Annotated in this window: 23 protein-coding genes and 1 tRNA gene; 12 read left to right on the top strand and 12 right to left on the bottom strand. The window is 67.1% G+C overall.

Translation table 11 applies throughout. The annotated features are described in order from the left end of the window. The first annotated feature begins 42 nt into the window (after window positions 1-42). Window positions 43-414 (top strand): sensory rhodopsin transducer, encoded by a 372-nt coding sequence (locus KW83_RS15825; RefSeq protein WP_036180890.1) that lies wholly within the window; start codon window positions 43-45, stop codon window positions 412-414. Here KW83_RS15825 and KW83_RS15820 read toward each other — a convergent pair. Both KW83_RS15820 and KW83_RS15815 read right to left on the bottom strand, forming a co-directional pair. Continuing rightward, the gene (locus KW83_RS15820; protein WP_036180889.1) at window positions 411-1,499 is read right to left on the bottom strand and encodes an enolase C-terminal domain-like protein; all 1,089 of its coding nucleotides are present in this window, start codon (window positions 1,497-1,499) and stop codon (window positions 411-413) included. The two genes, KW83_RS15825 and KW83_RS15820, sit on opposite strands and share 4 nt — an antisense overlap. A gap of 10 nt (window positions 1,500-1,509) precedes the next feature. Beyond that, window positions 1,510-3,276: a thiamine pyrophosphate-requiring protein gene (locus KW83_RS15815; protein ID WP_036180887.1), complete on the bottom strand. Its 1,767-nt coding sequence runs from the start codon at window positions 3,274-3,276 to the stop codon at window positions 1,510-1,512. A 230-nt stretch (window positions 3,277-3,506) separates the two neighbouring features. On the opposite strand from KW83_RS15815, the gene eno reads away from it, so the two are divergent. Next, window positions 3,507-4,781 carry a phosphopyruvate hydratase gene (eno, locus tag KW83_RS15810; protein ID WP_036180886.1) on the top strand — a complete coding sequence of 425 codons (1,275 nt, stop codon included), beginning with the start codon at window positions 3,507-3,509 and terminating at the stop codon, window positions 4,779-4,781. 42 nt (window positions 4,782-4,823) lie between these two features. Here eno and KW83_RS15805 read toward each other — a convergent pair whose 3' ends face one another. Continuing rightward, entirely contained in the window at window positions 4,824-5,798 is a 975-nt protein-coding gene (locus KW83_RS15805) for a DUF808 domain-containing protein (protein WP_036180884.1), read from the bottom strand. 278 nt (window positions 5,799-6,076) lie between these two features. On the opposite strand from KW83_RS15805, the gene KW83_RS15800 reads away from it, so the two are divergent. From KW83_RS15800 to KW83_RS15790, 3 genes are read left to right on the top strand one after another with little or no spacing between them, the layout of a single operon-like run. Beyond that, the gene (locus KW83_RS15800) at window positions 6,077-6,745 is read left to right on the top strand and encodes a hypothetical protein (protein ID WP_152563620.1); all 669 of its coding nucleotides are present in this window, start codon (window positions 6,077-6,079) and stop codon (window positions 6,743-6,745) included. Next, window positions 6,742-7,176, top strand: a complete 435-nt coding sequence (locus tag KW83_RS15795) for a phage holin family protein (protein WP_081904650.1) — start codon at window positions 6,742-6,744, stop codon at window positions 7,174-7,176. The genes KW83_RS15800 and KW83_RS15795 overlap by 4 nt, the downstream gene beginning before the upstream one ends. 1 nt (window position 7,177) lies before the next feature. Then, complete coding sequence (locus KW83_RS15790) at window positions 7,178-8,356, top strand: DUF3618 domain-containing protein (RefSeq protein WP_036180882.1); 1,179 nt, start codon at window positions 7,178-7,180, stop codon at window positions 8,354-8,356. A gap of 65 nt (window positions 8,357-8,421) precedes the next feature. Here the strand turns inward: KW83_RS15790 and KW83_RS15785 are convergent, their stop codons facing one another. Continuing rightward, complete coding sequence (locus KW83_RS15785; protein WP_036180881.1) at window positions 8,422-9,357, bottom strand: 2-hydroxyacid dehydrogenase; 936 nt, start codon at window positions 9,355-9,357, stop codon at window positions 8,422-8,424. Window positions 9,358-9,445: 88 nt separating this feature from the next. Here KW83_RS15785 and KW83_RS15780 point away from each other — a divergent pair, with 88 nt between their 5' ends. After that, a complete protein-coding gene (locus tag KW83_RS15780; RefSeq protein WP_036180880.1) occupies window positions 9,446-10,315 on the top strand; it encodes an endonuclease/exonuclease/phosphatase family protein in 870 nt (289 codons plus the stop codon). Here the strand turns inward: KW83_RS15780 and KW83_RS15775 are convergent. Both KW83_RS15775 and KW83_RS15770 read right to left on the bottom strand, forming a co-directional pair. After that, complete coding sequence (locus KW83_RS15775; RefSeq protein WP_235191445.1) at window positions 10,312-11,391, bottom strand: ABC transporter ATP-binding protein; 1,080 nt, start codon at window positions 11,389-11,391, stop codon at window positions 10,312-10,314. The genes KW83_RS15780 and KW83_RS15775 overlap by 4 nt on opposite strands. A gap of 144 nt (window positions 11,392-11,535) precedes the next feature. Further along, complete coding sequence (locus tag KW83_RS15770) at window positions 11,536-12,315, bottom strand: SDR family oxidoreductase (protein WP_036180878.1); 780 nt, start codon at window positions 12,313-12,315, stop codon at window positions 11,536-11,538. A 261-nt stretch (window positions 12,316-12,576) separates the two neighbouring features. Between KW83_RS15770 and KW83_RS15765 the strand changes: the two genes are divergently transcribed. Continuing rightward, window positions 12,577-13,584 carry a Hint domain-containing protein gene (locus tag KW83_RS15765; RefSeq protein WP_036180877.1) on the top strand — a complete coding sequence of 336 codons (1,008 nt, stop codon included), beginning with the start codon at window positions 12,577-12,579 and terminating at the stop codon, window positions 13,582-13,584. Window positions 13,585-13,593: 9 nt separating this feature from the next. On the opposite strand, the gene KW83_RS15760 is transcribed toward KW83_RS15765, so the two are convergent. Next, window positions 13,594-13,851, bottom strand: coding sequence for a SnoaL-like domain-containing protein (locus tag KW83_RS15760; protein ID WP_235191442.1), 258 nt, complete (start codon window positions 13,849-13,851; stop codon window positions 13,594-13,596). Between the two features lie 217 nt (window positions 13,852-14,068). On the opposite strand from KW83_RS15760, the gene KW83_RS15755 reads away from it, so the two are divergent. From KW83_RS15755 to KW83_RS15745, 3 genes are all read left to right on the top strand, one after another. Further along, complete coding sequence (locus KW83_RS15755; RefSeq protein ID WP_036180932.1) at window positions 14,069-15,676, top strand: peptide chain release factor 3; 1,608 nt, start codon at window positions 14,069-14,071, stop codon at window positions 15,674-15,676. A gap of 81 nt (window positions 15,677-15,757) precedes the next feature. Then, window positions 15,758-16,186, top strand: a complete 429-nt coding sequence (locus KW83_RS15750; RefSeq protein ID WP_036180876.1) for an OsmC family peroxiredoxin — start codon at window positions 15,758-15,760, stop codon at window positions 16,184-16,186. A 134-nt stretch (window positions 16,187-16,320) separates the two neighbouring features. Then, on the top strand, window positions 16,321-17,808 hold the full coding sequence (locus KW83_RS15745; RefSeq protein WP_036180874.1) for a DEAD/DEAH box helicase: 1,488 nt from the start codon (window positions 16,321-16,323) through the stop codon (window positions 17,806-17,808). Window positions 17,809-17,843: 35 nt separating this feature from the next. On the opposite strand, the gene KW83_RS15740 is transcribed toward KW83_RS15745, so the two are convergent. After that, window positions 17,844-18,155: an antibiotic biosynthesis monooxygenase family protein gene (locus KW83_RS15740; RefSeq protein ID WP_036180873.1), complete on the bottom strand. Its 312-nt coding sequence runs from the start codon at window positions 18,153-18,155 to the stop codon at window positions 17,844-17,846. 77 nt (window positions 18,156-18,232) lie between these two features. Next, window positions 18,233-18,307, bottom strand: a tRNA-Val gene (locus tag KW83_RS15735). A 220-nt stretch (window positions 18,308-18,527) separates the two neighbouring features. Between KW83_RS15735 and KW83_RS15730 the strand changes: the two genes are divergently transcribed. Both KW83_RS15730 and KW83_RS15725 read left to right on the top strand, forming a co-directional pair. After that, window positions 18,528-19,427 carry a 5'-methylthioadenosine/S-adenosylhomocysteine nucleosidase gene (locus KW83_RS15730; RefSeq protein ID WP_036180872.1) on the top strand — a complete coding sequence of 300 codons (900 nt, stop codon included), beginning with the start codon at window positions 18,528-18,530 and terminating at the stop codon, window positions 19,425-19,427. 73 nt (window positions 19,428-19,500) lie between these two features. Then, a complete protein-coding gene (locus KW83_RS15725) occupies window positions 19,501-19,680 on the top strand; it encodes a hypothetical protein (protein WP_036180871.1) in 180 nt (59 codons plus the stop codon). Between the two features lie 132 nt (window positions 19,681-19,812). Here KW83_RS15725 and lon read toward each other — a convergent pair whose 3' ends face one another. From lon to KW83_RS15710, 3 genes are all read right to left on the bottom strand, one after another. Further along, window positions 19,813-22,161: an endopeptidase La gene (gene lon / locus KW83_RS15720; RefSeq protein WP_407667878.1), complete on the bottom strand. Its 2,349-nt coding sequence runs from the start codon at window positions 22,159-22,161 to the stop codon at window positions 19,813-19,815. A gap of 295 nt (window positions 22,162-22,456) precedes the next feature. Beyond that, entirely contained in the window at window positions 22,457-23,581 is a 1,125-nt protein-coding gene (gene tgt / locus KW83_RS15715; RefSeq protein ID WP_036180868.1) for a tRNA guanosine(34) transglycosylase Tgt, read from the bottom strand. 43 nt (window positions 23,582-23,624) lie between these two features. Then, on the bottom strand, window positions 23,625-24,443 hold the full coding sequence (locus KW83_RS15710) for a class I SAM-dependent methyltransferase (protein ID WP_036180867.1): 819 nt from the start codon (window positions 24,441-24,443) through the stop codon (window positions 23,625-23,627). Window positions 24,444-24,723: the final 280 nt, after the last annotated feature.

Raw genomic sequence — 24,723 nt, 5'->3', positions numbered from 1 at the left:
GGCTCCTGACCCGTAAATCCCAGGAGTACGGAGGGCGATCGCATGGAGAATCTCGGCAAGACGCGGTGGGTGTTCGCGGACGGATACGTACCGGCCTGGAGCAACGGCCCCGGACCCGAGATGCTGAGCCATGAGGCCGTCTGTATCCTCAACGCCGGCGACGAGGTGGCCCGGATCTCTCTGACCCTCTATTTCGCCGATCGCGATCCGGTGGGTCCCTATCGGCTGGACGTGCCCGCATGCCGAACCCTGCACCAGCGATTGAACGATCTGAGCGATCCCGCGCCGGTGCCCGCCAACCTGAGCTATGCCTGCGTGCTGGAATCCGACCGGCCGGTGGTGGTGCAGCACACGCGGCTCGACTCCCGTCAGGCCGAAAACGCCATCTTCAGCACGATCGCCTGGTCCGGCTAGATCGCGACGCGGTAAGGCTCTGCATCGGCCTGCTTGAACGTCAGCCCCAGCCCCGCCGCACCATTGGTGCCGATCCGCCCGCCAGACGGGACCGGGGCGCCCTCGAACAGCATGTTTTCGATCCGCACGTGGTCGTGGAACCATTCCAGATGCACCGCCTTTCGCGCGGCAAGACAGGGGTGGAGATGGATCGCGGGCGCGCAATGGGCAGAGAGCGGCGTCTCGAACGCATCGCAGAGGGCCGAGGCGAACATGAACCCGGTGATGCCCGCGCATCGGGTGGCGTCGGCCTGCAATACATCGACCGCACCCGCCGCCAGCATGTCGCGGAAATAGCGCGCGTCGAAGCCGTATTCTCCGGCGGTGATGTCCATGCCCACGGGTCCGCGGTCCCGCATCAGCCGCAAGCCCGCCAGGTCGTTGGACGATACCGGCTCTTCCAGCCAGGCGACGCGCTGCATGGCGGCCTGTTCCGCGAAGGCAAGGGCGCGCTTGCGGCTGAGCGCGCCGTTCAGATCGGCGAAGAGCTGCACATCCGGACCGATCGCCTGCCGCGCGCGGCGCATCCGCCCGATGTCCGCATCCGGGTCTCGTCCGACCTTCATCTTCACCATGCCGAACCCTTCTGCCGCCCAGCCGCCCAGCTGGTTTTCGAGCTGGGCGTCGTCATAAGAGGTGAACCCGCCGGAGCCGTAGGCAGCCAGGCTCTGCCGCGCCCGGCCCAGAAGGTCGGCCACCGACAGACCCAGCAGACGGGCCTTGAGGTCCCACAGCGCCACATCGACGGCGGCAACGGCCATCGAGGCGACGCCCGGCCGTCCCAGATTGCGGATCCCGTGAACCATCGCGTGCCAGATGGCCGGGATCTCCATTGCGTCGCGGCCCGCCACCAAGGGTTTCAGCACCGACGCGATCAACCGACCGGCGGAGACATCGGCATAGGTATAGCCGATGCCCGTCTGCCCCCCCGCCGCAACGGACACGAGGACCATGGTGGTCGCGTCCCATTCAAGCGTGCCGTCGCTTTCGGGCGCGTCCGTCGGCACCCTGTAGGCCGCGACGTCGAGCGATGCGATACGGCTCATCGCCCGCCCCTCAGGCCGTCACGCGCTTGAAGGTCTGCCACAGGATCCCGGCTTGATCGGGATCGCCCTGGGCCAGGGCCTTGGCGTAACTCTTGGCCTGGGACATCGTGATATGCGGCGGCAGGGTCGGAACGTCCGGGTCCACATGCGCGTCGATCACCACGGGGCGGTCGGCGGCGAATGCCTTGTCCCAGGCCGCGCCGACATGCTCCGGCGTCTCCACCCGCAGGCCCAGAAGCCCGAGCGAGGCGGCATACCCGGCATAGTCGAAGCGGGGAACCTCCTGCGTCTTCGGCACTTTGGGGCTGTCCCCCATGGCCCGAAGCTCCCATGTCACCTGGTTGAGATCGTTGTTGTTCAGGACCGCGATCACCAGTCGGGGGTCCGACCATTCGCGCCAATACTTGGCGATGGTGATCAGCGCGTTCAGCCCCAGCATCTGCATCGCCCCATCGCCGACGAAACCCACCGCGACGCGCTCTGGAAAACAGAACTTCGCGGTGGCGGAGTACGGAACCCCCGGACACATGGTGGCCAGCGTGCCCGACAGCGACGCCTTCATGCCAGGCCGGATCTTGATCGCGCGCGCGAACCAGTTCGCCGAAGAACCCGAGTCGGCCGAGATGATCGCATTGTCGGGCATCCGCGACGACGCCTCCCAGAACACCAGCTCGGGATTGATCGGATCGGCATCCAGCATCGTGCGGGCTTCCACGTCCTCCCACCACTTGGCGACGCGGGATTCGATGTCCTTGCGCCAGGATGTGTCGTCGCGCGCCTTGAGATGCGGCACCAGCGCGCGCAGCGTCGCCGCCGCGTCGCCGACCAGGTTGACCTCCATCGGATAGCGTATCGACTCCATCGCCGGGTCGATGTCGATCTGTACGGCCCGCGCGCGGCCTTCCTTGGGCAGGAACTCGGAGTAGGGAAACCGCGACCCGATCATCAGAAACGTGTCGCAGTGGCGGATCATCCAGTCGGACGGCTCTGTTCCCAAAAGCCCGATCTGCCCGGTGACAAACGGCAGGTCGTCGGGCAGGACGGCCTTGCCCAGCAACGCCTTGGCCACGCCCGCGCCGAGCAGATCGGCCACCTGCACCAGTTCCTCGGCCGCATTCAGCGCGCCGGCGCCCGCCAGAATGGCCACCTTCTTGCCGGCGTTCAGCACCTCCGCCGCGCGCGTCAGATCGGCCTGTTCGGGAACGACCCGCGGGGCGGAGAACCCGATCCCGGAATGAACGGTGCCATGCGCGTGGGCCGGCGTCTCCACCGCCTTCGCCTCCTGCACGTCATTGGGAAAGATCAGGGCGGTGACGGTTCGCTTGGACATCGCGATCCGCATCCCGCGGTCGATCAGGTGCCGGGTCTGCGCCGGGGCCATGCAGGTTTGCACGTAGTCCCGCGCCACGTCCTTGAACAAGGTCTGAAGATCGACCTCCTGCTGATAGTTGCCGCCTATGGCCGCGCGGGCCTGCTGGCCGACGATCGCCAACACCGGCTGATGGTCCAGCCGGGCGTCGTAAAGCCCGTTGAGAAGGTGGATCGCACCGGGCCCCGATGTCGCCAGGCATACGCCGACCTCACCGGTCCACTTGGCATGGGCGCAGGCCATGAACGCGGCCTCTTCCTCATGTCGGGTCTGAACGAAGTCGATCTTGTCGTCCCGCCCCAGAGCCGCGACCAGGCCGCCGATCCCGTCGCCGGGAAATCCGTAGATCCGGCGCACCCCCCATTCGTGCAGTCTCGACAGAATGAAATCACCAACCGTGTGCGCCATCTCGGTATCCTTTGCCGCAAAACCCAGACATTATGACAATGTGCGGCGGAACCGCGGGGTTCCGGGTTCGGAACGGGTTTCGACCGCCCGGCGCCGCAACCGCCGGCCGATGACGGGTTTGCAGCGATCTGGGCCGCGGCGGCAGCGCGCCGAGGGCATCGCGCGGGCTCGGGTTTCACCCTTGGGGCCGTTGCGGTAGCTAGGGGCGACAGCACATCATGGAGGCGCATATGAGCGCGATCATCGACATCCACGGCCGCGAGATCCTCGACAGCCGCGGCAATCCCACCGTCGAAGTGGACGTGATCCTGGAGGACGGCAGCATGGGCCGCGCCGCCGTCCCGTCCGGCGCGTCCACCGGCCAGCACGAGGCGCACGAGCGGCGCGACGGCGACAAGGGGCGCTATCTGGGCAAGGGGGTGACCGAGGCCGTGGCCGCGATCAACGGCGAGATCGCCGAAGGCCTGCTGGGTATGGACGCCACCGAGCAGGAGGCGATCGACGCCACGATGATCGAGATGGACGGCACCGCCAACAAGGGGCGCCTGGGCGCCAACGCCATCCTGGGCGTCAGCCTTGCGGCCGCCAAGGCCGCGGCCGAGTTCACCACGCAGCCCCTGTTTCGCTATATCGGCGGCACCTCGGCCCGGACCCTGCCGGTGCCGATGATGAACATCATCAACGGTGGTGAGCACGCGGACAACCCGATCGACTTTCAGGAATTCATGATCATGCCGGTGTCGGCTCCGAATATCCGAGAGGCCGTGCGCATGGGCGCCGAAATCTTCCACACGCTGAAGAAAGAGCTTTCCGCCGCCGGCCTTGCCACCGGCATCGGCGATGAGGGCGGGTTCGCCCCCGACATAAAGTCCACCCGCGATGCCATGGATTTCGTGATGAAATCCTGCGAAAAGGCCGGCTACAGGCCGGGCGAGGACATCATGCTGGCGCTCGACTGCGCTTCCACCGAGTATTTCGAGGGCGGCCGCTACGAGATGAAGGGCGAGGGCAGCTCACTGTCGTCAGAGGAGAACGTCGACTACCTGGAACAGCTGGTCGCCGACTATCCGATCCTGTCCATCGAGGACGGCTGCGCCGAGGACGACTGGGACGGCTGGAAGATGCTCACCGACCGTCTGGGCGACCGTGTGCAGCTTGTCGGCGACGACCTCTTCGTCACCAACCCGGAGCGCCTGGCCGACGGGATCGCGAAGGGCTGCGCCAATTCGATGCTGGTGAAGGTCAACCAGATCGGCACCCTGTCCGAGACGCTCCGCGCCGTCGATATGGCCCACCGCGCGCGCTACACCAATGTGATGTCGCACCGGTCCGGAGAGACGGAAGACAGCACCATCGCCGACCTTGCCGTGGCCACGAACTGCGGACAGATCAAGACCGGCTCGCTGTCGCGTTCAGACCGGCTGGCGAAATACAACCAGCTGATCCGGATCGAGGAAATCCTGGGCGAAACCGCGGTCTATGCCGGCAGGTCGATCCTGCGCTGATCCCCGGCACGGGCGGCCCCCTGCGGGCTGCCCGCCAAGGCGTCAGGTGGCGTCCGAGGAGGCGGGACGGATCGCCGCGACCAGCGGAGAGATCATGCGCGTCACGATCGGGATCATGGCAAATCCGAGGATCAGGCCGATCACCCCGTCCAGGAATGCGGTGACGAACCACTGAACGGCGCCCTCGAACGTGCCGACCGCGCCGGCGACCGCCACCGAGATCGCGTGGATCGTGTCGTAGGGCCACGACCAGCCCAGCACATCCAGACCGTGCATGATGATGGACCCGCCGACCCAGACCATGGCCGCGGTGCCTACCACCACGAGAACTTGCAGAAACACCGGCATCGCCTTGACGATGAACCGGCCCGTCGCCGGAATGACACCGCTCTCGCCCCGTGCGGCCATGTGCAGGCCGACGTCGTCCGCCTTCACGATCACCGCGACAGACCCGTAGACAGCGATGGTGATGATGACCCCGGCAATGGCGAGACTCAGCGCTGTCATCCAGATCGACCCGTCCTGCGGCAGGGCGTTCAGCACGATCGTCATGATCTCCGCCGACAGGATAAAGTCGGTCTTTACCGCGCCCCTGACCTTCTTTTCCTCCAGTTTGGCGGCGGACATCTTCTCTTTCACCAGATCCTTGGCATGATGGTCCGATGGATTGATCTTCTGCCAGACCTTTTCGGCCCCTTCGAAACAGAGGTAGAGACCGCCCAGCATCAGCAAGGGCGAAATCGCCCAGGGCGCGAAGGCCGCCAGCAAGAGCGCCACCGGCAGCAGGATCACCAGCTTGTTGAACAGCGATCCGCGGGCGATTTTCCATACGATCGGAAGCTCGCGCTTGGCCGAGAACCCGGTGAGATACTTCGGCGTCACGGCCGCGTCGTCGATGACTGCTCCCGCCGCCTTGGATGACGCTTTGACCGCCTGTCCCATTACGTCGTCGACGGAGGCAGAGGCGACTTTCGCGATCGCCGCCACATCGTCCAGCAGGGCGACGAGTCCGCTCATTCAATTTTCCCCCGAGAGTGTCAAAAAACGTTGCAACTCAAAGCATAGCGTCTTTGGCAAAGTTTGAAAGTCCTTGCGATAGAGCAGGCGAATTCGCGGAACCATTAACCACTTCACCGGTTCTTGATCGGTACTGCGCGAATAGGCGCGCGGCTCAGAGTGACCGAAACGAAGAAACACAGGGTGTAAAGAATGAACAGTATCATCTACGTCATCGGACTGATCGCAGTCATCCTGATCGTCCTCGGTATCATCGCTTGAGATTAGTGGGTGAAATCATGTCAGACGAAAAGAATAACCAGACGGCCGGCGCCGAGGCCCGCGCGGATGCAGAGCGCGCCGCCAAGCGGCTCGGAGACGATGCGTCGCGCGTGACACGTGAAGCGATGGATGAGGCGCAACGCATGGCGCAATCCCAGGCGGATCGCGCCAAGGGTGCGGCGGCCTCGGAGATGTCAAGCATCGCCGACAGCCTGCGCAAGGCCGCGCAGGATATGCGCCAGGGATCTCCCCAGGAGCGCACCTTGGGCCAGATCGCCGAGACGCTCGCCGATGCGTCCGAGGCGATCCGTGACCGCGATATGTCCGAAATAGCGGGCGACGTGAGCGCCTTTGCACGCCGCAACCCGATGGCGTTCCTGGGCGGCGCGGCTCTGGCCGGGTTTGCCGCAACGCGGTTCGCCAAGGCGTCGGCCAGCACACCGCGCGCGAGCGGATACAACGACGGCGGCGAAGTATCGGATTACGGGTCGCAGCGGTCTGGCCGGACCGGGTACGGATCGGCTGCCTCCGGTTCTACCACCGTCGGCCGGTCGGAGACAGTCGGTGCGGCCCAGCCTTCCGACACGATCCCCGGTCCCGCCACCAGCCCCGTTCCCGGAGCGGACAGCACCACGGACCCGATCCGCCCGGCGCCCGTCACCACCATCCCGGAGGACCGGTCATGACCGATACCAAACCCGCCGCCGACACCCGTACCACCGACGATACCCCGCGCCAGCAGATCCGCGAGACGGGATCGCTGGTCGGCGACGCCCTGACCCAGGTCACCAGCCTCATGCGCGGTGAGATGGATCTGTTCCGCGCGGAAATCGACCAGAACGTGAAAGAGGCCGGCGCCGGCCTGGGCATGATCGTCGGCGGCGTCGTCATCATGCTGGTCGCGCTCAACGTGCTGGCGAGCGCGCTGGTGGTCGCATTGACAGAAATCGGAATCGACGCAGGCTGGTCCGCGCTGATCGTCGGCATCTCGCTCGCGGTCATCGCGGCGATCCTGGCGAAATCCGGAACCGGCAAACTGAAAACCACATCGCTCGCCCCCACGCGGACCGCAAAGAACGTGCGCCGCGACGGCGAAGCCGTGAAGAAGGCCATTTGACATGAGCGACACTCGCACACCAGACGAGATCGAGCGCGACATCGAACAGGATCGCGAAGCGCTGACCTCGACCATCAATACCCTCCAGGACACGTTTTCGGCCGACAATATCGTCCGCAGCGTCACCGAGACGTTCAGAACCCATGGCGGCGACATGGGCCGGTCGATCTCGGCCGCGGCAAGGGACAATCCGCTGGCGCTGGCCGTCACCGGTATCGGCCTTGGCTGGCTGATTTTCGGCAACGGTCCAAGCGCCGGGCGCATCGAGCACGGCGCCCGGTCCGTCGGCCGGTCCGGCGACCCGGATGACCATGACCGCGCGTATGGCGCGCAGACGCCGGTCCGCACCGGCGTCACCCGCGCCCGTGCCTATGGCGAGGGGGCGGAGGCCGGCATGGTTGCGCGCGGGCCGCGCCCGCAAGGCAGCGGGCCGGAGTGGGTGTCGGACGCCGACAGGGGCCCCAGCGCCGCGCAACGGATGCGTGCCGGTTGGACAAGGGTCGCGCGGTCCACAGGCGATGCCGGGCGATCGGCCGGTGCGCGGCTGCAAGCCGGTGGTGCAGCCGCGTCCAGCGGCGCCGCGTCGGTCGGCAGTGGCGCGTCAAGGGTGGCGGGTCGGGTCCGCGATCGGTCCGAGGACACGGCACGCAGGCTCTCCGAAGGCACCGAGCGGATGAGTGAGGAGGCCCGCGAACGGATCATCGCCGCCCGCGAACGCGCCATCGAGGCGAGTGAACGTGCCGGACGGAACATGCAGGCGGGTGCCGATCGCGCGCAGGACTTCTTTGAGGACCACCCCATCGTGGCGGGCGCGCTCGCCTTTGCCGTGGGCGCGGCGATCGCGGGCGCCCTGCCCCGCACCCGCACCGAGGACGAGTATTTCGGTGAGGAAAGCGACGCGCTCTACGACGAGGCAGAGCGCGTGTTCCGTGAAGAGCAGGCCCGCGCCGGGCGGGTGGCCGGTGCCGCCCTCGACGAAGCGCGGCGCGTCGGCGAAGAGGCCAAGGGGTCCATGGACTCGGCGGCGCGCGATCTCAAGGATCGGGCCGACAATGAAACGCCTGGTGACGGTAGTGCCGCGGACGCGGCGGTGGACAAGGTGGAGGATGCCGCGCGCCGTGTGGCCGACGCCGCCGAAAAACAGGTCGACAAGGAGACCCGCGACGACCGGAAGGTCTGATCCAGGCCCGACGATTATCAGCACACGAAACGCCCGCGCTCTCGCGCGGGCGTTTTCACATGCGCTCAGACAACCGGCGTCGGCAGGTCCCGGCCGTCCAGGAACGCCGCGATGTTGTCGCGCTGGACGGCCGCCATGGCGCTGCGGGCCTTTTGTGTCGCGGACCCCATGTGCGGCTGGAGTACGGTGGTCCCCAGCGCCATGAACCTCGGATCGATCCGCGGCTCATTCCGGAACACGTCGAGCGCGGCGCCCGCCAGCCGCCCGTCCTGCAACCGGCAAATCAGCGCATCCTCGTCCACCGCGGACCCGCGGGAGACGTTCACCAGCACGCCGCCCGGTCCGAGGGCATCGAGAATCTCGGCGCAGACCATCCCCCTGGTCCTGGCGCCCCCGACGATAGAGACGATCAGGACCTCTACAGAGCGGGCCAGGTCCAGCGGCGTGCCGTGCCATGTCCCGGGGGGCGCGGTCTTGCGTGAGCGGGACCAGTAGTGAAGCTCCGTCTTGAACGCCGCCAGCCGCGCGGCGATCTCTCCGCCGATGCGCCCCAACCCCAGGATCCCGATCCGCGCGCCGGTCAGGCTGCGGGCAAGCGGCGGGGATCCGCCGGGCCAGCGGCCGTCGCGGACATGGTCATCGCCCCGGATCAGGTCGCGGAACTGCGCGATGAGAAGCCCAACGGCCAGGTCCGCCACGTCATCGTTCAGCACATCGGGTGTGTTGGTCACGCGGATGCCGCGGCGTGCGGCCTCTCCTACGTCGATGGCATCGTGCCCGACCCCGAAATTCGCGATCAGCCCCAGCGACGGAAAGAGCGCCATCGCATCCGCATCGAACGGATCATGCGCGCGGTAGGCGACGGCGCGGATGTCTTGTCGCACCGCCGCGTCCAGCGCCCCCGCCTCCGCCAGCGACGGAACGCGCCTTGCGTCGAACGCCCGTTCCAGGGCGGCGGCATCCCCGCGCCCGTAGGGTCCGATGGCAAGCGTGGCGGTCATGGGCGTCCTTTCGCGTCCGGGTGCCGGCGCAGATTAGGACACCCGCAAGACGCTTGCCAACCGGGGGCGACCTGCGAAGGTCGCGACCATGGTCCGCGCACTCGCCCTTTTTGCCCTTCTCAACGCCTGCGCCTTTGGTCCGGACAGGCTCCCGCCCCGACCGGAGGGTGCGCTGCGCGTCGCCAGCTACAATGTTCATTATATCGTGCTGGGGCAGGAGACCGGCCCGTGGTCGGTGGCCGACTGGAAGCGGCGGCGCGGACCGCTTGCCAGCGCGGTGCGCGCGACCGTTGCGGATGTGATCGCATTTCAGGAGATGGAGAGCTTTCGCCGCGGCTCGGACGGCAGCGTCAACCTCGCGCGGGACTGGCTGCTGGACCAGATACCGGATCTCGCGGCCGCTGCCACGGGCGACTGGCGAAGCTTTCCCTCAACCCAGCCGATCTTCTACCGCCCGGAGGTGCTGCGTCCCGTCGACCAGGGCTGGTTCTTCTTTTCGGAGACGCCGGATGTGATCTATTCGCAGACCTTCAACGGGTCCTACCCCGCCTTCGCGTCCTGGGCCGCGTTCGAAGACCGGCGTACGGGCCAACCCGTGACCGTGGTCAACGTCCATCTCGACGCCTTCAGCCGACTCAACCGGCGGCTCTCATCAGATCTGATCGCGCGGCGCATCGCGCCCTGGATCGCCGACGGCACCGCGGTGATCCTGGCCGGCGATCTCAACGCCCTGGCGTTCATGGGGCCCCTGCGCCGGTTGGAAAAGGCGGGCCTGACCTTCGCCGGGGTGCGCGGCGCAACCTATCACTTCAATCGCGGCATCAACCTTTTCGGCGCGATCGACCATGTGGGATATGCCAATGCGCGCCAAGTGTCAGAGCCCATGGTGCTGCGGTCGCGGTTCGGCGGCGAATGGCCGTCGGATCACTACCCGGTGGCCGTCGACCTCACCTACTAGGGTTGCGGAAACACGAAGCAGCGGTCGCGCCGGATCGCCAGCCACATCGGCGTGCCCGGCTTGGGCAGGAAAACCGAGGGGACCGTGGCGCTCATCTCTCCGCCCTCGTCCAGGCGAAACTCCACCAGGCTCTCCTTGCCGATGAAGCGCGACCGCGTGACGACCGCCCGCGCCGGAGAGCCGTCCTGCGGCGTCGGGTTCGGCCCGCGCCCGGCCCGGTCGAAATCGATGCGCACGTGCTGGGGACGGATCACGATGTCCACCCGGGTGCCATCCGGCACCCCGGGCGCCAGGAACCGCCCGAACGGGGTAGCCGTCAGCGCCCCATTCACTTCCCCCTCTATCACATTGATGTCACTGAAAAACGCCGCCGCCGCCCGGTCGGCAGGATTGTTGTAGATATTGTAGGGCGCGCCCCTCTGGACGATCCGGCCGCCCCGCATCAACGCGATCTCATCGGCCATGCGCATGGCCTCTTCGGGCTCATGGGTGACCAGAAGGACGGCGGTCCCCTCTTCCTTCAACAGCCCCAGCGTCTCGTCCCGGATCCCGTCGCGCAGGCGGTTGTCCAATCCGGAGAAAGGCTCATCCATCAACATGACCCGCGGTTTCGGCGCCAGCGCGCGGGCCAGAGCCACACGCTGTTGCTCGCCGCCCGACAGCTCATGGGGGTAGGAATCGAGATACGGCGACAGGTGCACCCGTTCGAGAAGTTCGCCCGCCCGCCGCCGCCGGGCCGCCCGGGTGCCCTTGAGGCCGAAGGCCACGTTCTCGGCAACCGACAGATGCGGGAAAAGCGCGAAATCCTGAAAGATCAGCCCGACGCCGCGCCGCTCCGGAGGAACCATCGGCCCATCGCCGCACAGCACCCGGCCGTCGATGCGGATCACCCCCGCAACCGGCGCCTCGACACCGGCGATGGCGCGCAGCGTGGTGGACTTGCCGCAACCCGACGGCCCCAAAAGGCACAGGACCTGCCCCGCGGCGATGGATAGCGACACGTCCTCGACGACAGTCTGACCGTCGAACGCGCAGGTCAGACCCTCGATATCCAGTCTCTGAGACACGCGTGCGATCCGCTTTCCCGACAGGAACACTCAGGTCCGCAGCTAACAGCGCGCCGCATCGCGTTCAAGGCGGCCCCGCCCGCCATTGCGCCGCCGACGCTGCCGACGCTGCCGCCGGAACGGCACGGCTTTTGGCGGCGGGGAGCCGCAAGCTCAGATCGTCAGATTCACCGCGCCGCCATCCAGCAGGATGTTCTGTCCCACGATGAACCCGGCGCGGTCCGAGCACAGGAACGCGCAGGCCGCGCCGAACTCATCCGCCGTGCCGTAGCGGCGCGCGGGAATGGTCGCTTCGCGTTCGCTCCGCGCCTCCTCTAGGGAGATGTCCTTCTGCTCTGCCACGCCCCGATCCAGCGACGTGGCCCGGTCGGTGTCGTGGATCCCTGGCAGCAGATTGTTGATGGTCACGCCCTTCCCGGCCACCTGGCGCGCGGTTCCGGCGACATATCCCGTGAGCCCGGCGCGCGCGGCGTTCGACAAGCCCAGCACGGCGATAGGAGACTTCACCGATTGCGACGTGATGTTGACCACCCGTCCCCAGCCCCGGGCCATCATCTCGGGAAGGCAGGCCTTCATGAGCGCCACGGGGGTAAGCATATTGGCGTCGAGTGCGGCGATGAAGTCGTCCCTGCTCCAGTCGGTCCACATGCCCGGTGGCGGCCCGCCGGCGTTGGTGACCAGGATATCCGTGGCGCCGGCCGCGTCCAGCACCCGCGCGCATCCCTCTGCGGTCGTGACGTCGGCCACGACTTCGGTGACGGAAACGCCGAACTCCGCGCGGATCGCATCTGCCGCCTCCGCCAGGGCGTCGGCGCCCCGGGCATTCATCACCACATCCACGCCCGCCGCCGCGAGCGCCCTGGCGCACCCCAGTCCCAGCCCCTTGGAAGAGGCCGTTATCAGCGCCTTTTTCCCGCTTATACCCAGATCCATACCGGTTCCGCCTCTGTTTCGCCACTGTCCCAGAGCATAGACCGCGCACGGCCAAGGGCCAGTTGCCATCAGTGTCCGCGCCGCGGATCGACAGGCGTTTTTTGGGGAGAGAGCGCAAACTGGAGAATTTGCCCTTAATTGATTCAAACGATAGTTGGTGATAGAAGTTCCCGCTAAACGTGTGCCCTGCGCATAACTTCGGGACGCATCGCACGGAAACCGGGTCTGCCAGGCCGGGTTGGGGGACAGGGGTCAGGGTCGATGAGCATCGCAGGTTTCGAGTTCGGCGCGCTCCAGTCGCTCGCCGTTTATCCGGCCGCTGCCTTCGCGGTGGTCGACGGCGCCCATATGGGCGACCCGATCTCCATCGCCGGCGAACTGGTCGAGGGGGACGTTTACCATCTGTCGCCGAACGCGGTGCGTGTGCCGCTGAACGTGACGATCCGGCCCGACGCGCCCGGCTTCCGCGTCGCCCGCAAATGCCCCACTGGGCAATCCGGCGCGGTGCTCCATATCGACTGCTGCGTTACGCTGATGTCGCCGGACGGCACCACGCTGGAAGCCCTGATCCTGGTCGAACTCGACCGCATCACCCAGGACATATCCCGGATCCACCTGTTTGCGCTGGCGGAGATTTCACCACGCACGGATTACGCCATTGTAGAGATCGACACTGCCCGCGGATGGTCCCGGTTCGCGGAGTTCTGCTGCGTGTCCTTCACCCGCAGGGCGCGGATCGCCATGGCCTGCGGGGCGCAGGTGGCGGTCGAGGACCTGCGGGAGGGCGACAGGGTGCTCACCCGAGACCACGGAGTACAGCCGATCCGGTGGATCGGGCACCGAACCGTCCGCGCCGTGGGCGACTTCGCCCCGGTCCGCATCCGTGCGGGCGCGCTCGGCAACCTCGGCGACCTGCTGGTAAGCCCGAACCATCGCGTCCATGTTGCGGACGATGATCGTTCGGACGCAGGGACCGGAGGAGCGCTGTCGCGCGCCCGCGACCTGCTGGACGGGCGGTCCGTGGTGCAGACCGGCGGCGGATTCGTGGACTACTTCCAGATGCTTTTCGAGCGCCATGTGGTCGTCTATGCCGAAGGGATCCCGGTCGAGACGCTGCTTCTCGACCAGGCAACGCGTTTCGCCTTTCCCGACGGGATCTTCCGCCGGTTCGGTCCCGGCCACGGCCACCGTCCCGACGTGGCCGACGCGGAAGCGGACCGCATCCATTCCGCGTCAGCCGGCCCGGGCGACCGGGCCGCCGTCCTCTGAGGCCATCGGTCAGGGCGCGGCATGAAAGAACGCTTCGCGCACGATCAGGCCGCCCCTCACGGTATAAAGTCCGACCTCCCGCGTTTTCGCGCGCTCTCCGAACAGCGTCGCGTCCACCTCGAACACCACGGCGAAGCTGTCGTCGCCGCCGATGAACGGCCCTTCGACGGCAGAGGCATGGACGGTCGCGTTCTCGTCCCACCAGACGTGCTTTTGCCGGATGCCGTCCCGCCCGCGCGTGATACGGTCCCGTCCGTCGGGCGACACCGCTTCAACCGATATCGCGTCAGGGCCTTAGAGGCGGTCCAGGTTCCGCGCCGCCTGTCCGTCGCGGCAGCCATCGACCAGATCCTTGGCAATCTCATTCAACGTCATCGCGCTCTCCTCCGGCTTTGTCGCAAGATAAGGCGCCGATCGGACGCGCCGACCAAGCCCGACCTCGCGCCCCCTTCCGCCGCCCCACCGGCGGGGCTATATGCGCCCCATGCTGGACAGAACCCACAACGCCGCCCCGTTGCCGCCCGAAATCGCGCGGCGGCGGACGTTCGCGATCATCTCCCATCCCGATGCCGGGAAAACGACCCTGACGGAGAAGTTCCTGCTTTACGGCGGCGCGATCCAGATGGCCGGACAGGTCCGCGCCAAGGGTGAGGCACGGCGCACCCGGTCCGACTTCATGCAGATGGAAAAGGACCGCGGGATTTCGGTCTCGGCCTCGGCGATGTCATTCGATTTCGGCGCGTTCCGCTTCAATCTGGTGGATACGCCCGGCCACTCCGACTTTTCCGAGGACACCTATCGCACGCTGACCGCCGTGGACGCCGCGGTGATGGTGATCGACGGCGCCAAGGGCGTGGAAAGCCAGACCCAGAAACTCTTCGAAGTCTGCCGGTTGCGCGATCTGCCGATCCTGACGTTCTGCAACAAGATGGACCGCGAAAGCCGCGACACCTTCGACATCATCGACGAAATCCAGGAGAACCTGGCCATCGACGTGACGCCCGCCTCCTGGCCGATCGGGACCGGACGCGATTTCCTGGGCTGCTACGACATGCTGAACGACCGGCTGGACCTCATGGACCGCGCCGACCGCAACAAGGTGGCCCAGAGCGTGCGGCTCAACGGTCTGGACGACCCGAAAATGGCAGAGCACGTCCCGTCCGCCCTCCTTGCCAAGCTGCGCGAAGAGGTCGAGATGGCGCGCGCGCTGATGCCGGCGCTGGACCAGCAGGCGCTGCTCGACGGAACACTGTCGCCGATCTGGTTCGGCTCGGCCATCAACTCCTTCGGCGTGAAGGAGTTGATGGACGGAATCGGCCGCTTCGGCCCCCAGCCCCAGCCGCAAAAGGCGCAACCGCGCCAGATCTCACCCGATGAGGAGGCCGTCGCGGGGTTCGTCTTCAAGGTTCAGGCGAACATGGATCCAAAGCACCGCGACCGCGTGGCCTTTGTCCGCCTTGCCTCGGGGCATTTCAGACGCGGCATGAAGCTGATCCATGTGCGCACGAAAAAGCCGATGGCGGTGTCGAACCCGGTGCTGTTTCTGGCATCGGACCGCGAACTGGCCGAGGAAGCCTGGGCCGGCGACATCATGGGCATCCCCAACCACGGTCAGCTGCGCATCGGCGACACCCTGACCGAGGGCGAGTCGCTGCGTGTCCAGGGCATTCCGTCCTTCGCGCCGGAGCTTTTACAGAATTGCCGCGCGGGCGATCCCATGAAGGCCAAGCATCTCGACAAGGCGCTGATGCAATTCGCCGAGGAAGGCGCGGCCAAGGTGTTCCGCCCGATGCTGGGCGCCGGTTTCATCGTCGGCGTGGTCGGCGCGCTGCAATTCGAGGTGCTGGCCAGCCGGATCGAGCTGGAATACGGTCTGCCGGTCCGCTTCGAGGCGTCGCAATTCACCTCCGCCCGGTGGGTGAGCGGCCCCCGGGACAAGGTGGAATCCTTCGCGCAGGCCAACAAGGGCCACATGGCGACGGACAACGACGGCGACCTGGTGTTCCTGACCCGCCTGCAATGGGACATCGACAGGGTCGAGCGCGATCACCCCGACCTGACCCTCTCCGCGACCAAGGAGATGATGGTCTGAACCGCATTAGCCGAGCCTTAACCTGCCTCTGCGATACATCCGTCGAAATGCAACGACAGGGCATGACGGGCGACGGACAACATGAAGACACGTTTGGCGAATATCGAGTGGGTCGGCGACCTGACCGACGGCGGCGGGCAGATCACGACGGAATCGGAGGCGCTGAGCGAGAAGCCTTTCGGCTTCGGCAGCCGGTTTCTCGACGAACCCGGAACCAACCCCGAAGAACTTCTTGCCGCGGCCCATGCGTCCTGCTTCGCCACGCATCTGGCTCTGTTGCTGGCCCAGAACGGCACGCCGCTGGAGGAACTGGCGATCTCATCCTCGGTTCAGCTCGACCGCATCGGCGAAAGCCGCGTCGAGATTTCCGGCACCCGCATGAACCTGGACTGTCGAGTCGCGCATCTGACCGACGACATGTTTCAGGAAATCGTGACGGAGGCGGCGGCGGACTGCCCGATGTCGCGCGCCCTGCGGATTTCGCTCGACGTGACCGCGCGGCTGTCCTGACGGCGAAGATTGACGATGGGCCCTCCTGTCGCTAGAGGGGACGCGGGCGGCGATGCGCGTGCGCCCGAGGCGGGGCGTCGAACGGGTACGTCCCAACCCCTGGCCGGCGGCGTCGGCCCAATCTTCGGACGTACATGACGAAATTCAGCGACCTCAAGCTGGGCCCCAAGGTTCAGAAAGCTATCGACGAGGCGGGCTACGAAACGCCCACCCCCATCCAGGCACAAGCCATCCCCGCCGCGCTCGAAGGGCGCGACGTGCTGGGGATCGCCCAGACCGGCACCGGCAAGACGGCGTCGTTCACCTTGCCGATGATCACCCAGCTGGCCCGCGGACGCGCCAAGGCGCGGATGCCGCGCAGCCTGGTGCTGGCGCCGACCCGCGAACTCGCCGCCCAGGTGGCGGAGAACTTCGACACCTACGCCAAGCACGTGAAGCTGACCAAGGCGCTGCTGATCGGCGGCGTGTCGTTCAAGGAGCAGGACCAGCTGATTGACAAGGGCGTGGACGTGCTGATCGCCACGCCGGGCCGCCTTCTCGACCATTTCGAACGCGGCAAGCTGCTGCTCACCGATGTAAAGATCATGGTCGTGGATGAGGCCGACAGGATGCTCGACATGGGGTTCATCCCCGATATCGAGCGGATCTTCAGCCTGGTGCCCTTCACCCGGCAGACGCTGTTCTTCTCGGCCACCATGGCGCCGGAGATCGAGCGGATCACCAATACCTTCCTGTCGAACCCCCACCGGGTCGAGGTCGCGCGCCAGGCGACCGCATCCGAGACCATCGACCAGGGCGTTCTGATGTTCCGCGCCTCGCGCCGCGACCGCCAGGCGTCCGAGAAACGCAATGCGCTGCGCGCACTGATCGACGCGGAGGGGGATGGGCTGACAAATGCCATCGTGTTCTGCAACCGCAAGACGGATGTGGATATCGTCGCCAAGAGCCTGAAGAAATACGGTTACGACGCCGCCCCGATCCACGGCGACCTGGACCAGTCCCAGCGGACCCGGACGCTCGACGGGTTCCGCGCCGGCGAGTTGCGGATCCTGGTGGCCTCCGACGTGGCGGCGCGGGGGCTCGACGTGCCGTCGGTGAGCCATGTCTTCAACTTCGACGTGCCGTCCCACGCAGAGGATTACATCCACAGGATCGGCCGGACCGGACGGGCGGGCCGCGCGGGCAAGGCCATCACCATCTGCCAGACCTCCGACGAGCGCAATCTCGACGATGTGGAGCGGCTTTTGGAAAAGCAGATCGCCCGCCTGGCCGACCCGACAGGATCCGCCCCGGCCTCGACCGACGCGCCAGAGATCGCGGACCCCGCAGAGGCGGAGGCGAAACCGGCTCGCAACCGCTCGCGGTCGAGCCGCAGCCGCAGCCGCAGTACCCCTGCCGACACCACGGTGGCGGCGCCCGGACCGGCGGAATCCGCGGACCCCGCGCCGACACCCCCCGAACCGGAGGCGCGGCCGGCCCCCGAACAGCACGACCGGCGCCCGCCGTCCGGTGGACGCGGCGGCGGATCCCGCGGGCGCGGTCAGAACGATCAGGTGATCGGCATGGGCGACCATCTGCCGGGCTTCATCGAGAAGAGCTTCGAGGAGCGCATGAGTTCCTGAGCCGGAGGGCCCACGGGTTCGGGATCACGGGGCCGTCACGTCACGGCTTGGACGCTTTCGAATACTTCCAGTTCAGGGGCAGCCAGGTAGAGGTCCGTCTGCGGCCTGACACCGGCATGGGCCTTGCGGAACGCATCGCTCCGGGTCCAGCCTTCGAAAGCTGCCTTCGTCTCCCAGACCGTGTGGCTCGCATAGAGCGTGTGATCGTCTCCGGTCGCGCCGCGCAGAAGGTGAAAGGCCACGAACCCCGGCACCTGCTTGAGATGACTGTCGCGGCGGGACCAGATATCCTCGAACGCGCGCTCTTGCCCGATCATCACCCGAAAGCGGTTCATGGTCAGATACATCGCGCACCTCGCTTTGGCGACCGGGCCCGTTCCCCCGACGGAAAAACGCACGGCATCGTGCGCTTTCCGCGGAAGGATGGTGGGCGATACTGGGATCGAACCAGTGACCCCTTCGGTGTGAACGAAGTGCTCTACCGCTGAGCTAATCGCCCGGTGACAGCGCGTTTAGCCGTCCTCGACCGCGTCTGCAAGGCCCTCCTCGTCGCCCGAACGGCCGGTCGTTATCGGGTCGTCACACCCTGCGCCCAACAGGTCATCACCGGAGCGTTTCGCGATCAAAATGCGTGCAGGCCGCCAATCCGGCAGGTCGATGCGGTGGCCGGCCCCGGTCCGCACGACTAGGGTGAGGTGTCCCCGCCAGGAGTTCTTCGGATGCGCCACCTGCCCGTTCTTCCCGTCCTCGTTCTCTGCGCCGTCCCGGCCCTTGCCGATCCTGTCGACCCGACGCCGCGCCTTGCGGTCATGTCGGCGTTCGCGCCCGAATGGGAGATCCTTCAGGACGGGCTGGAGCGTGCCAAGACCTACGACATCAACGGCAGCCCCTTCGTGACCGGTGTGCTGGAGGGCAAGGAGGTGGTGCTGGTGCTCTCCGGCGTGTCGATGGTGAACGCGGCGATGAACACGCAGATCGCGCTCGACCGGTTCGAGATTGAGGGCATCGTGTTCTCCGGCATCGCGGGCGGGGTCGATCCGGCCTTGGGCATCGGTGACGTGGTGGTGCCGGAGCGGTGGGGCCAGTACCTGGACGCCATCATGGCGCGAGAGACCGCGGACGGCTTCGCCATTCCGCCGTGGATGTCGTCGGAGTTCCCGAACCTGGGGATGCGGTTCGTCCGCAGCCAGGAGGTTCAGCGCGCGGGCGCGGCGGAGCCGGAGCGGCGCTTCTGGTTCCCGGTGGATGCGCGGATGCTGGAGGTCGCGCGCGGCGTGGCGGATGACGTGACCCTGCCCGATTGCGTCGCGGGCGCCGAATGCCTGAGCACACCGCCACGGATCGTGACCGGCGGCAACGGCGTGTCCGGCGCGGCTTTCGTCGACAACGCAGACCTGCGCGACTGGGCGTTCGACACGTTCGACGCGCGGGTGCTGGACATGGAAAGCGCTGCGGTCGCCCATGTGGCCTATGCGAACGACACGCCCTTCATCGCCTTTCGGTCACTGTCCGACCTGGCCGGCGGCGGCGCGGCCGAGAACGAGATGGGCACCTTCATGGGACTGGCGGCCGGCAACAGCGCCGCGGTGATGCGCGCGTTCCTCTCTGCGCTGGAGTGATGCGCGGGAGACGTTGACAGAGGCCCCGCCGCGTCCGTCTATGGGGAAACCGTCCCCCAGGAGACCTGACCCATTGACCCGAACCGCCATTGCCTTCGTAGCGCTGAGCCTTGTCGCCGCGCCTGCTGCCGCCACCCCCGCCACGACGCAGCCCACGGTCATCTATGAGCCGACGACGTCGGTGATGGACGGCCCGGCCGTTCCGATCCTGGTGTTCGCGCTGCTGGCGGTCCTGCTGACCGGCAACGACTGACCGTCCCACTCCGGGGGCACGACCAGGCCAACAAAAAAAGACCTGCCGCGACGGACGCGACAGGTCAGGATCCGGAACCTCCCGCGGACCGCATCGGACGCAGACCGAGGGGCTTTGCCAATATCCGTCGCGTCAGTGGGTGACGGTCATGGAGCTTTCGGCCGCCTGAAGCCTGGCGCGATGCTCCGCGTCCGCGGCCTCCTGAGCGGCCTCGTCCCATTCCACAGGATCGGGCTTTCGTACCAGCGCGTGCTCGAGCACCTCGTTTACGTGGCGGACGGGGATGATCGTCAGGCCTTTCGTCACATTGTCCGGGATCTCGACCAGATCCTTTTCGTTCTCGGCCGGGATCAGCACCGTCTTGATGCCGCCCCGGAGGGCCGCCAGCAGCTTTTCCTTCAGCCCGCCGATGGGCAGGGCATTGCCGCGAAGCGTGACCTCACCCGTCATGGCGATGTCCTTGCGGACCGGGATCTGCGTCAGGACCGAGACGATGGAGGTCACCATTGCCAGACCGGCGGACGGCCCATCCTTCGGCGTCGCGCCTTCGGGCACGTGCACGTGGATGTCCAGCGTGTCGAACTTCGGCGGCTTGACCCCGATCCGGGGGCTGATCGACCGCACGAAGCTTGAGGCCGCGTCGATGGACTCCTTCATCACGTCGCCCAGCTTGCCGGTGGTCTTCATCCGGCCCTTGCCCGGCAGACGCAGCGCCTCGATCTGCAAAAGCTCGCCGCCGACCGATGTATAGGCCAGTCCCGTGACGACGCCGATCTGGTCCTCTTCCTCGGCCAGCCCGTAGCGGTGCTTGGGCACGCCCAGGAAATCGCCGAGGTTTTCGGGCGTCACCACGACCTTGTCGACCTCCTTGCGGACGATCCTGGTGACCGCCTTGCGCGCCAGCTTGGCCAGCTCGCGCTCAAGGTTCCGCACGCCGGCCTCGCGGGTATACGTTCGGATGATCGTGGTCAGCGCCGCGTCCTCGATGTCGAACTCACCCTTTTTCAGGCCGTGGTTCTTGATCTGCTTGGCGATCAGGTGCCGCCTGGCGATCTCTGCCTTCTCATCTTCGGTATAGCCGGCCAGCGGAATGATCTCCATCCGGTCCAGAAGCGGACCCGGCATGTTGTAGGAGTTCGCCGTGGTCAGGAACATGACGTTGCTGAGATCGTATTCGACCTCAAGGTAGTGGTCCACGAAGGTCGCGTTCTGCTCGGGGTCGAGCACCTCCAGCATGGCCGACGCGGGATCGCCACGGAAGTCCTGGCCCATCTTGTCGATCTCGTCGAGCAGGATCAGCGGGTTGGTGGTCTTGGCCTTCTTCAGCGCCTGAATGATCTTGCCGGGCATGGAGCCGATATAGGTCCGGCGGTGGCCGCGAATCTCCGATTCGTCGCGCACGCCGCCGAGGCTGATGCGGATGAACTCGCGCCCGGTGGCCTTGGCGACCGACTTGCCCAAAGAGGTCTTGCCCACGCCCGGAGGACCGACGAGGCACATGATCGGCCCCTTCAGCTTTTTCGAGCGTTGCTGCACGGCCAGATACTCGACGATCCGCTCCTTCACCTTCTCCAGGCTGTAGTGGTCGTCATCGAGCACCTTCTGGGCGCGGTTCAGGTCCTTCTTGACGCGGGACTTGGTGCCCCACGGGATCGACAGCATCCAGTCGAGGTAGTTGCGCACCACCGTGGCCTCGGCGGACATCGGGCTCATGTTCTTGAGCTTTTTCAGCTCGGCCTCGGCCTTTTCGCGCGCTTCCTTGGAGAATTTGGTGGCCGCGATGCGCTCTTCCAGCTCGGCCACCTCTCCGGCGCCGTCCTCTCCGTCGCCCAGTTCCTTCTGGATCGCCTTCATCTGCTCGTTGAGGTAGTATTCGCGCTGGGTGCGTTCCATCTGGCTCTTGACGCGGGTCTTGATCTTCTTTTCCACTTGCAGAACAGACACTTCGCCCTGCATCAAGCCATAGACCTTCTCAAGGCGGCCGGCGATCTCCAGCGTCTCCAGAAGGTCCTGCTTCTGCTCGACCTCCACGCCAAGGTGACCGGCCACGAGATCGGCCAGCTTGCCCGGATCGGAGGTCTCTCCGACCGACGCCAGCGCCTCTTCGGGGATGTTCTTCTTGACCTTGGCGTAGCGCTCGAATTCCTCTCCGACCGAACGGAGCAGGGCGGACACCGTGTCCTCATCGCCGAACGTCTCGGCCAGCTCATCGGCACGGGCTTCGAAGAACCGCGCGTTCTCGATGAATTCGCTGATCTTCACCCGCGCCCGGCCTTCGACCAGAACCTTTACCGTTCCGTCGGGAAGTTTCAGCAATTGCAACACGTTGGCAAGCACGCCGACGCGGTAGATCCCATCGGTGTCGGGGTCGTCCACGCCGGGGTCGATCTGGCTGGCAAGCAGGATCTGCTTGTCGTCGGCCATCACCTCTTCCAGCGCGCGCACGGATTTCTCGCGCCCCACGAAGAGCGGCACGATCATGTGCGGAAAGACGACGATGTCGCGCAGGGGCAGGACGGGGTAAGTATGCTCGGTCATCTGTTTTCCTTCTTGGCAAGGGCGCGGTCGGTCCCGTCATGCGGCAACGCGCTCGGCCCTCCGGCTTACGATGGGAATGTGGGGCTTCCGCGGGCGGACTGCAACTGCCGTCCGGACCGGCGCCGGAGACGGCGGTTTGCACGGATGGGCCGGGACTTCTGTACACGGCGGGACGTTTTCGGACGCGATCCGTACGCCGCGCGCCGGAATCCGGCCCGGTTTGACGCGGTCGCGCGGATCACAGGGGGGCGATGTCGCCCGCGTCGCGCTCGGCGTGGAACCCGGCCTCCCACGCGCCGAACCGGCCTTCGGCGATGGCGTCGCGCATCCCGGCCATGAGGTCCTGATAGTAGTGCAGGTTGTGCCAGGTCAGCAGCATTCCCGCGATCATCTCACCGGCGCGGTGGACGTGGTGGAGATAGGCGCGCGAATAGCCGCGGCAGGCCGGACAGGCGCAGGCGTCGTCCAGCGGGCGCGGGTCGTCGGCATGGCGCGCGTTCTTGAGGTTGACCTGCCCGCGCCGGGTCCAGGCCTGTCCGGTCCGCCCGGAACGCGAGGGCAGCACGCAGTCCATCATGTCGACGCCGCGCTTCACCGCGCCCACGATGTCGTCGGGCTTGCCCACTCCCATCAGATAGCGGGGGGCGTCCCTGGGCAGCAGGCCGGGCGCGTAGTCGAGCACGCCGAACATGGCTTCCTGCCCCTCTCCCACCGCCAGCCCGCCGATGGCGTAGCCGTGAAAACCGATGGCGGTGAGCGCGCGGGCCGATTCCTCACGCAAGTCCCGCGTCACGCCGCCCTGCATGATCCCGAAGAGCGCGTGGCCGGGGCGGTCGCCGAAGGCGTCGCGCGACCGCTCTGCCCAGCCCATGGACAGGCGCATGGAGGCGGCGACGGCCGCATCCGTGGCGGGCAGCGCGGGGCACTCGTCGAAGGCCATCACGATGTCGGAGCCCAGCAGCTTCTGGATCTGCATGGAGCGCTCCGGCGTCAGCTCATGGCGCGAACCGTCGATATGCGAGCGGAAGGTCACCCCGTCCTCGGTCAGCTTGCGCAGGTCGGCCAGGCTCATCACCTGGAAGCCGCCGGAATCGGTCAGGATCGGCCGGTCCCAGTTCATGAAACGGTGAAGCCCGCCCAGACGGGCGATCCGTTCCGCCCCCGGACGCAGCATCAGGTGGTAGGTGTTGCCCAGCAGGATGTCGGCCCCGGTGGCGCGGACGCTGCCCGGCAGCATCGCCTTGACGGTCGCCGCGGTGCCCACCGGCATGAAGGCGGGGGTGCGGATCTCACCGCGCGGCGTCCGCACGGCGCCGGTGCGGGCGGCGCCGTCGGTGGCATGGAGGCTGAAGGAAAATCCCATGCCGCCCCTGTGCCGCAAATCGCGCGCCAGTGCAAAGCCCGGCTCAGGCCCGGGCGGTGAACAGGTTGATCCGGGCCGGCACGCGGGTGCCGCCCATGCCGGTCATCGCGGCGAAGGCAGGCTCCAGGTCGCGCGCGACAGCCGAGCGCGCGGCCTCATCGGCGCCGTGGGCAGAGAGCACGCGGGACGCACCGCCGATCCGGGTGGAAAAGGCCGCGACCTCGGCCGGAGAGCCGGGCGGGGTCAGCGACAGGTCCAGCGGCGTGGCCGCAGCGTCGCGCCAGCCGGCCCGGGACAGCCAGTCCACCACCCGGCCGGCGTCGCGAAAGCGGAACGGGCCGGGCGCGTCCGGATCGTCCTGCACAGGTCCCAGCCTGGCCACGGCGGCGGCGCGGGGCACGGTGAACCACGGGTTCGCCTCGGCCGGGCCCCAGGCGGCGACGATCAGGCGGCCGTCCGGCGCCGCGGCGCGGTGCAGGTTGGCGAAGGCGGCGACGGTATCGGCAAAGAACATGACGCCGAAGCGGGACACGATCCGGTCGAACCGGTCGTCCCACGCTGCATGGATCTGCGCGTCGGCCTCCAGGAACCGCGTGTTCGGGACGGCGGCGGCGCGGGCCGTCGCCAGCATCGGTGCGGAAACATCGACGCCGGTCACCTGCCGCGCCCGCGCGGCCAGCGCGCGGGTCAGCGCGCCGCCGCCGCAGCCCACGTCCAGAACCGCGTGCGTGCCGGTCAGGTCGGCCTCTGCGACGATGGCCTCCGTCACCGGCGCGAAGCTGGTGTCGATCACAGAGCCGAGCGTGGCCCAGCGGGTGCCCACCTCACCGCTCCAGTAGGCGCGCTGTTCGTCGTTGTTCATCTGCTGGCGTCCCTTGAAAGCGAACCGGGGAGACGGCGCAGGATCCGCCTGCCCGTGGCGCCCCCGAGGTTGCGTGACGACCGCCCCGGAGACGGTCCACCGGGCAGCGAAAGCGTCTGCGGCCCTGCGCGCTCCGGCCCGCCGCCTGCGAAAACGCTCTCCATCGTCCCTGTGCCCTCTTGCGGATGGTCCGGCCCAGCATACAGGCCCGGCGCCCGTCCGCCAGCCTTGTGCGCGGGCCCGCGGCCCGGAAAACGGGCGAGCGGGACGGCGGATCTTC

It is taken from the genome of Palleronia rufa (assembly GCF_000743715.1).
Classification (GTDB): domain Bacteria; phylum Pseudomonadota; class Alphaproteobacteria; order Rhodobacterales; family Rhodobacteraceae; genus Palleronia; species Palleronia rufa.
Note: the sequence above shows the minus strand (reverse complement) of the source record. Positions and strands in the feature narration are given on the sequence as shown.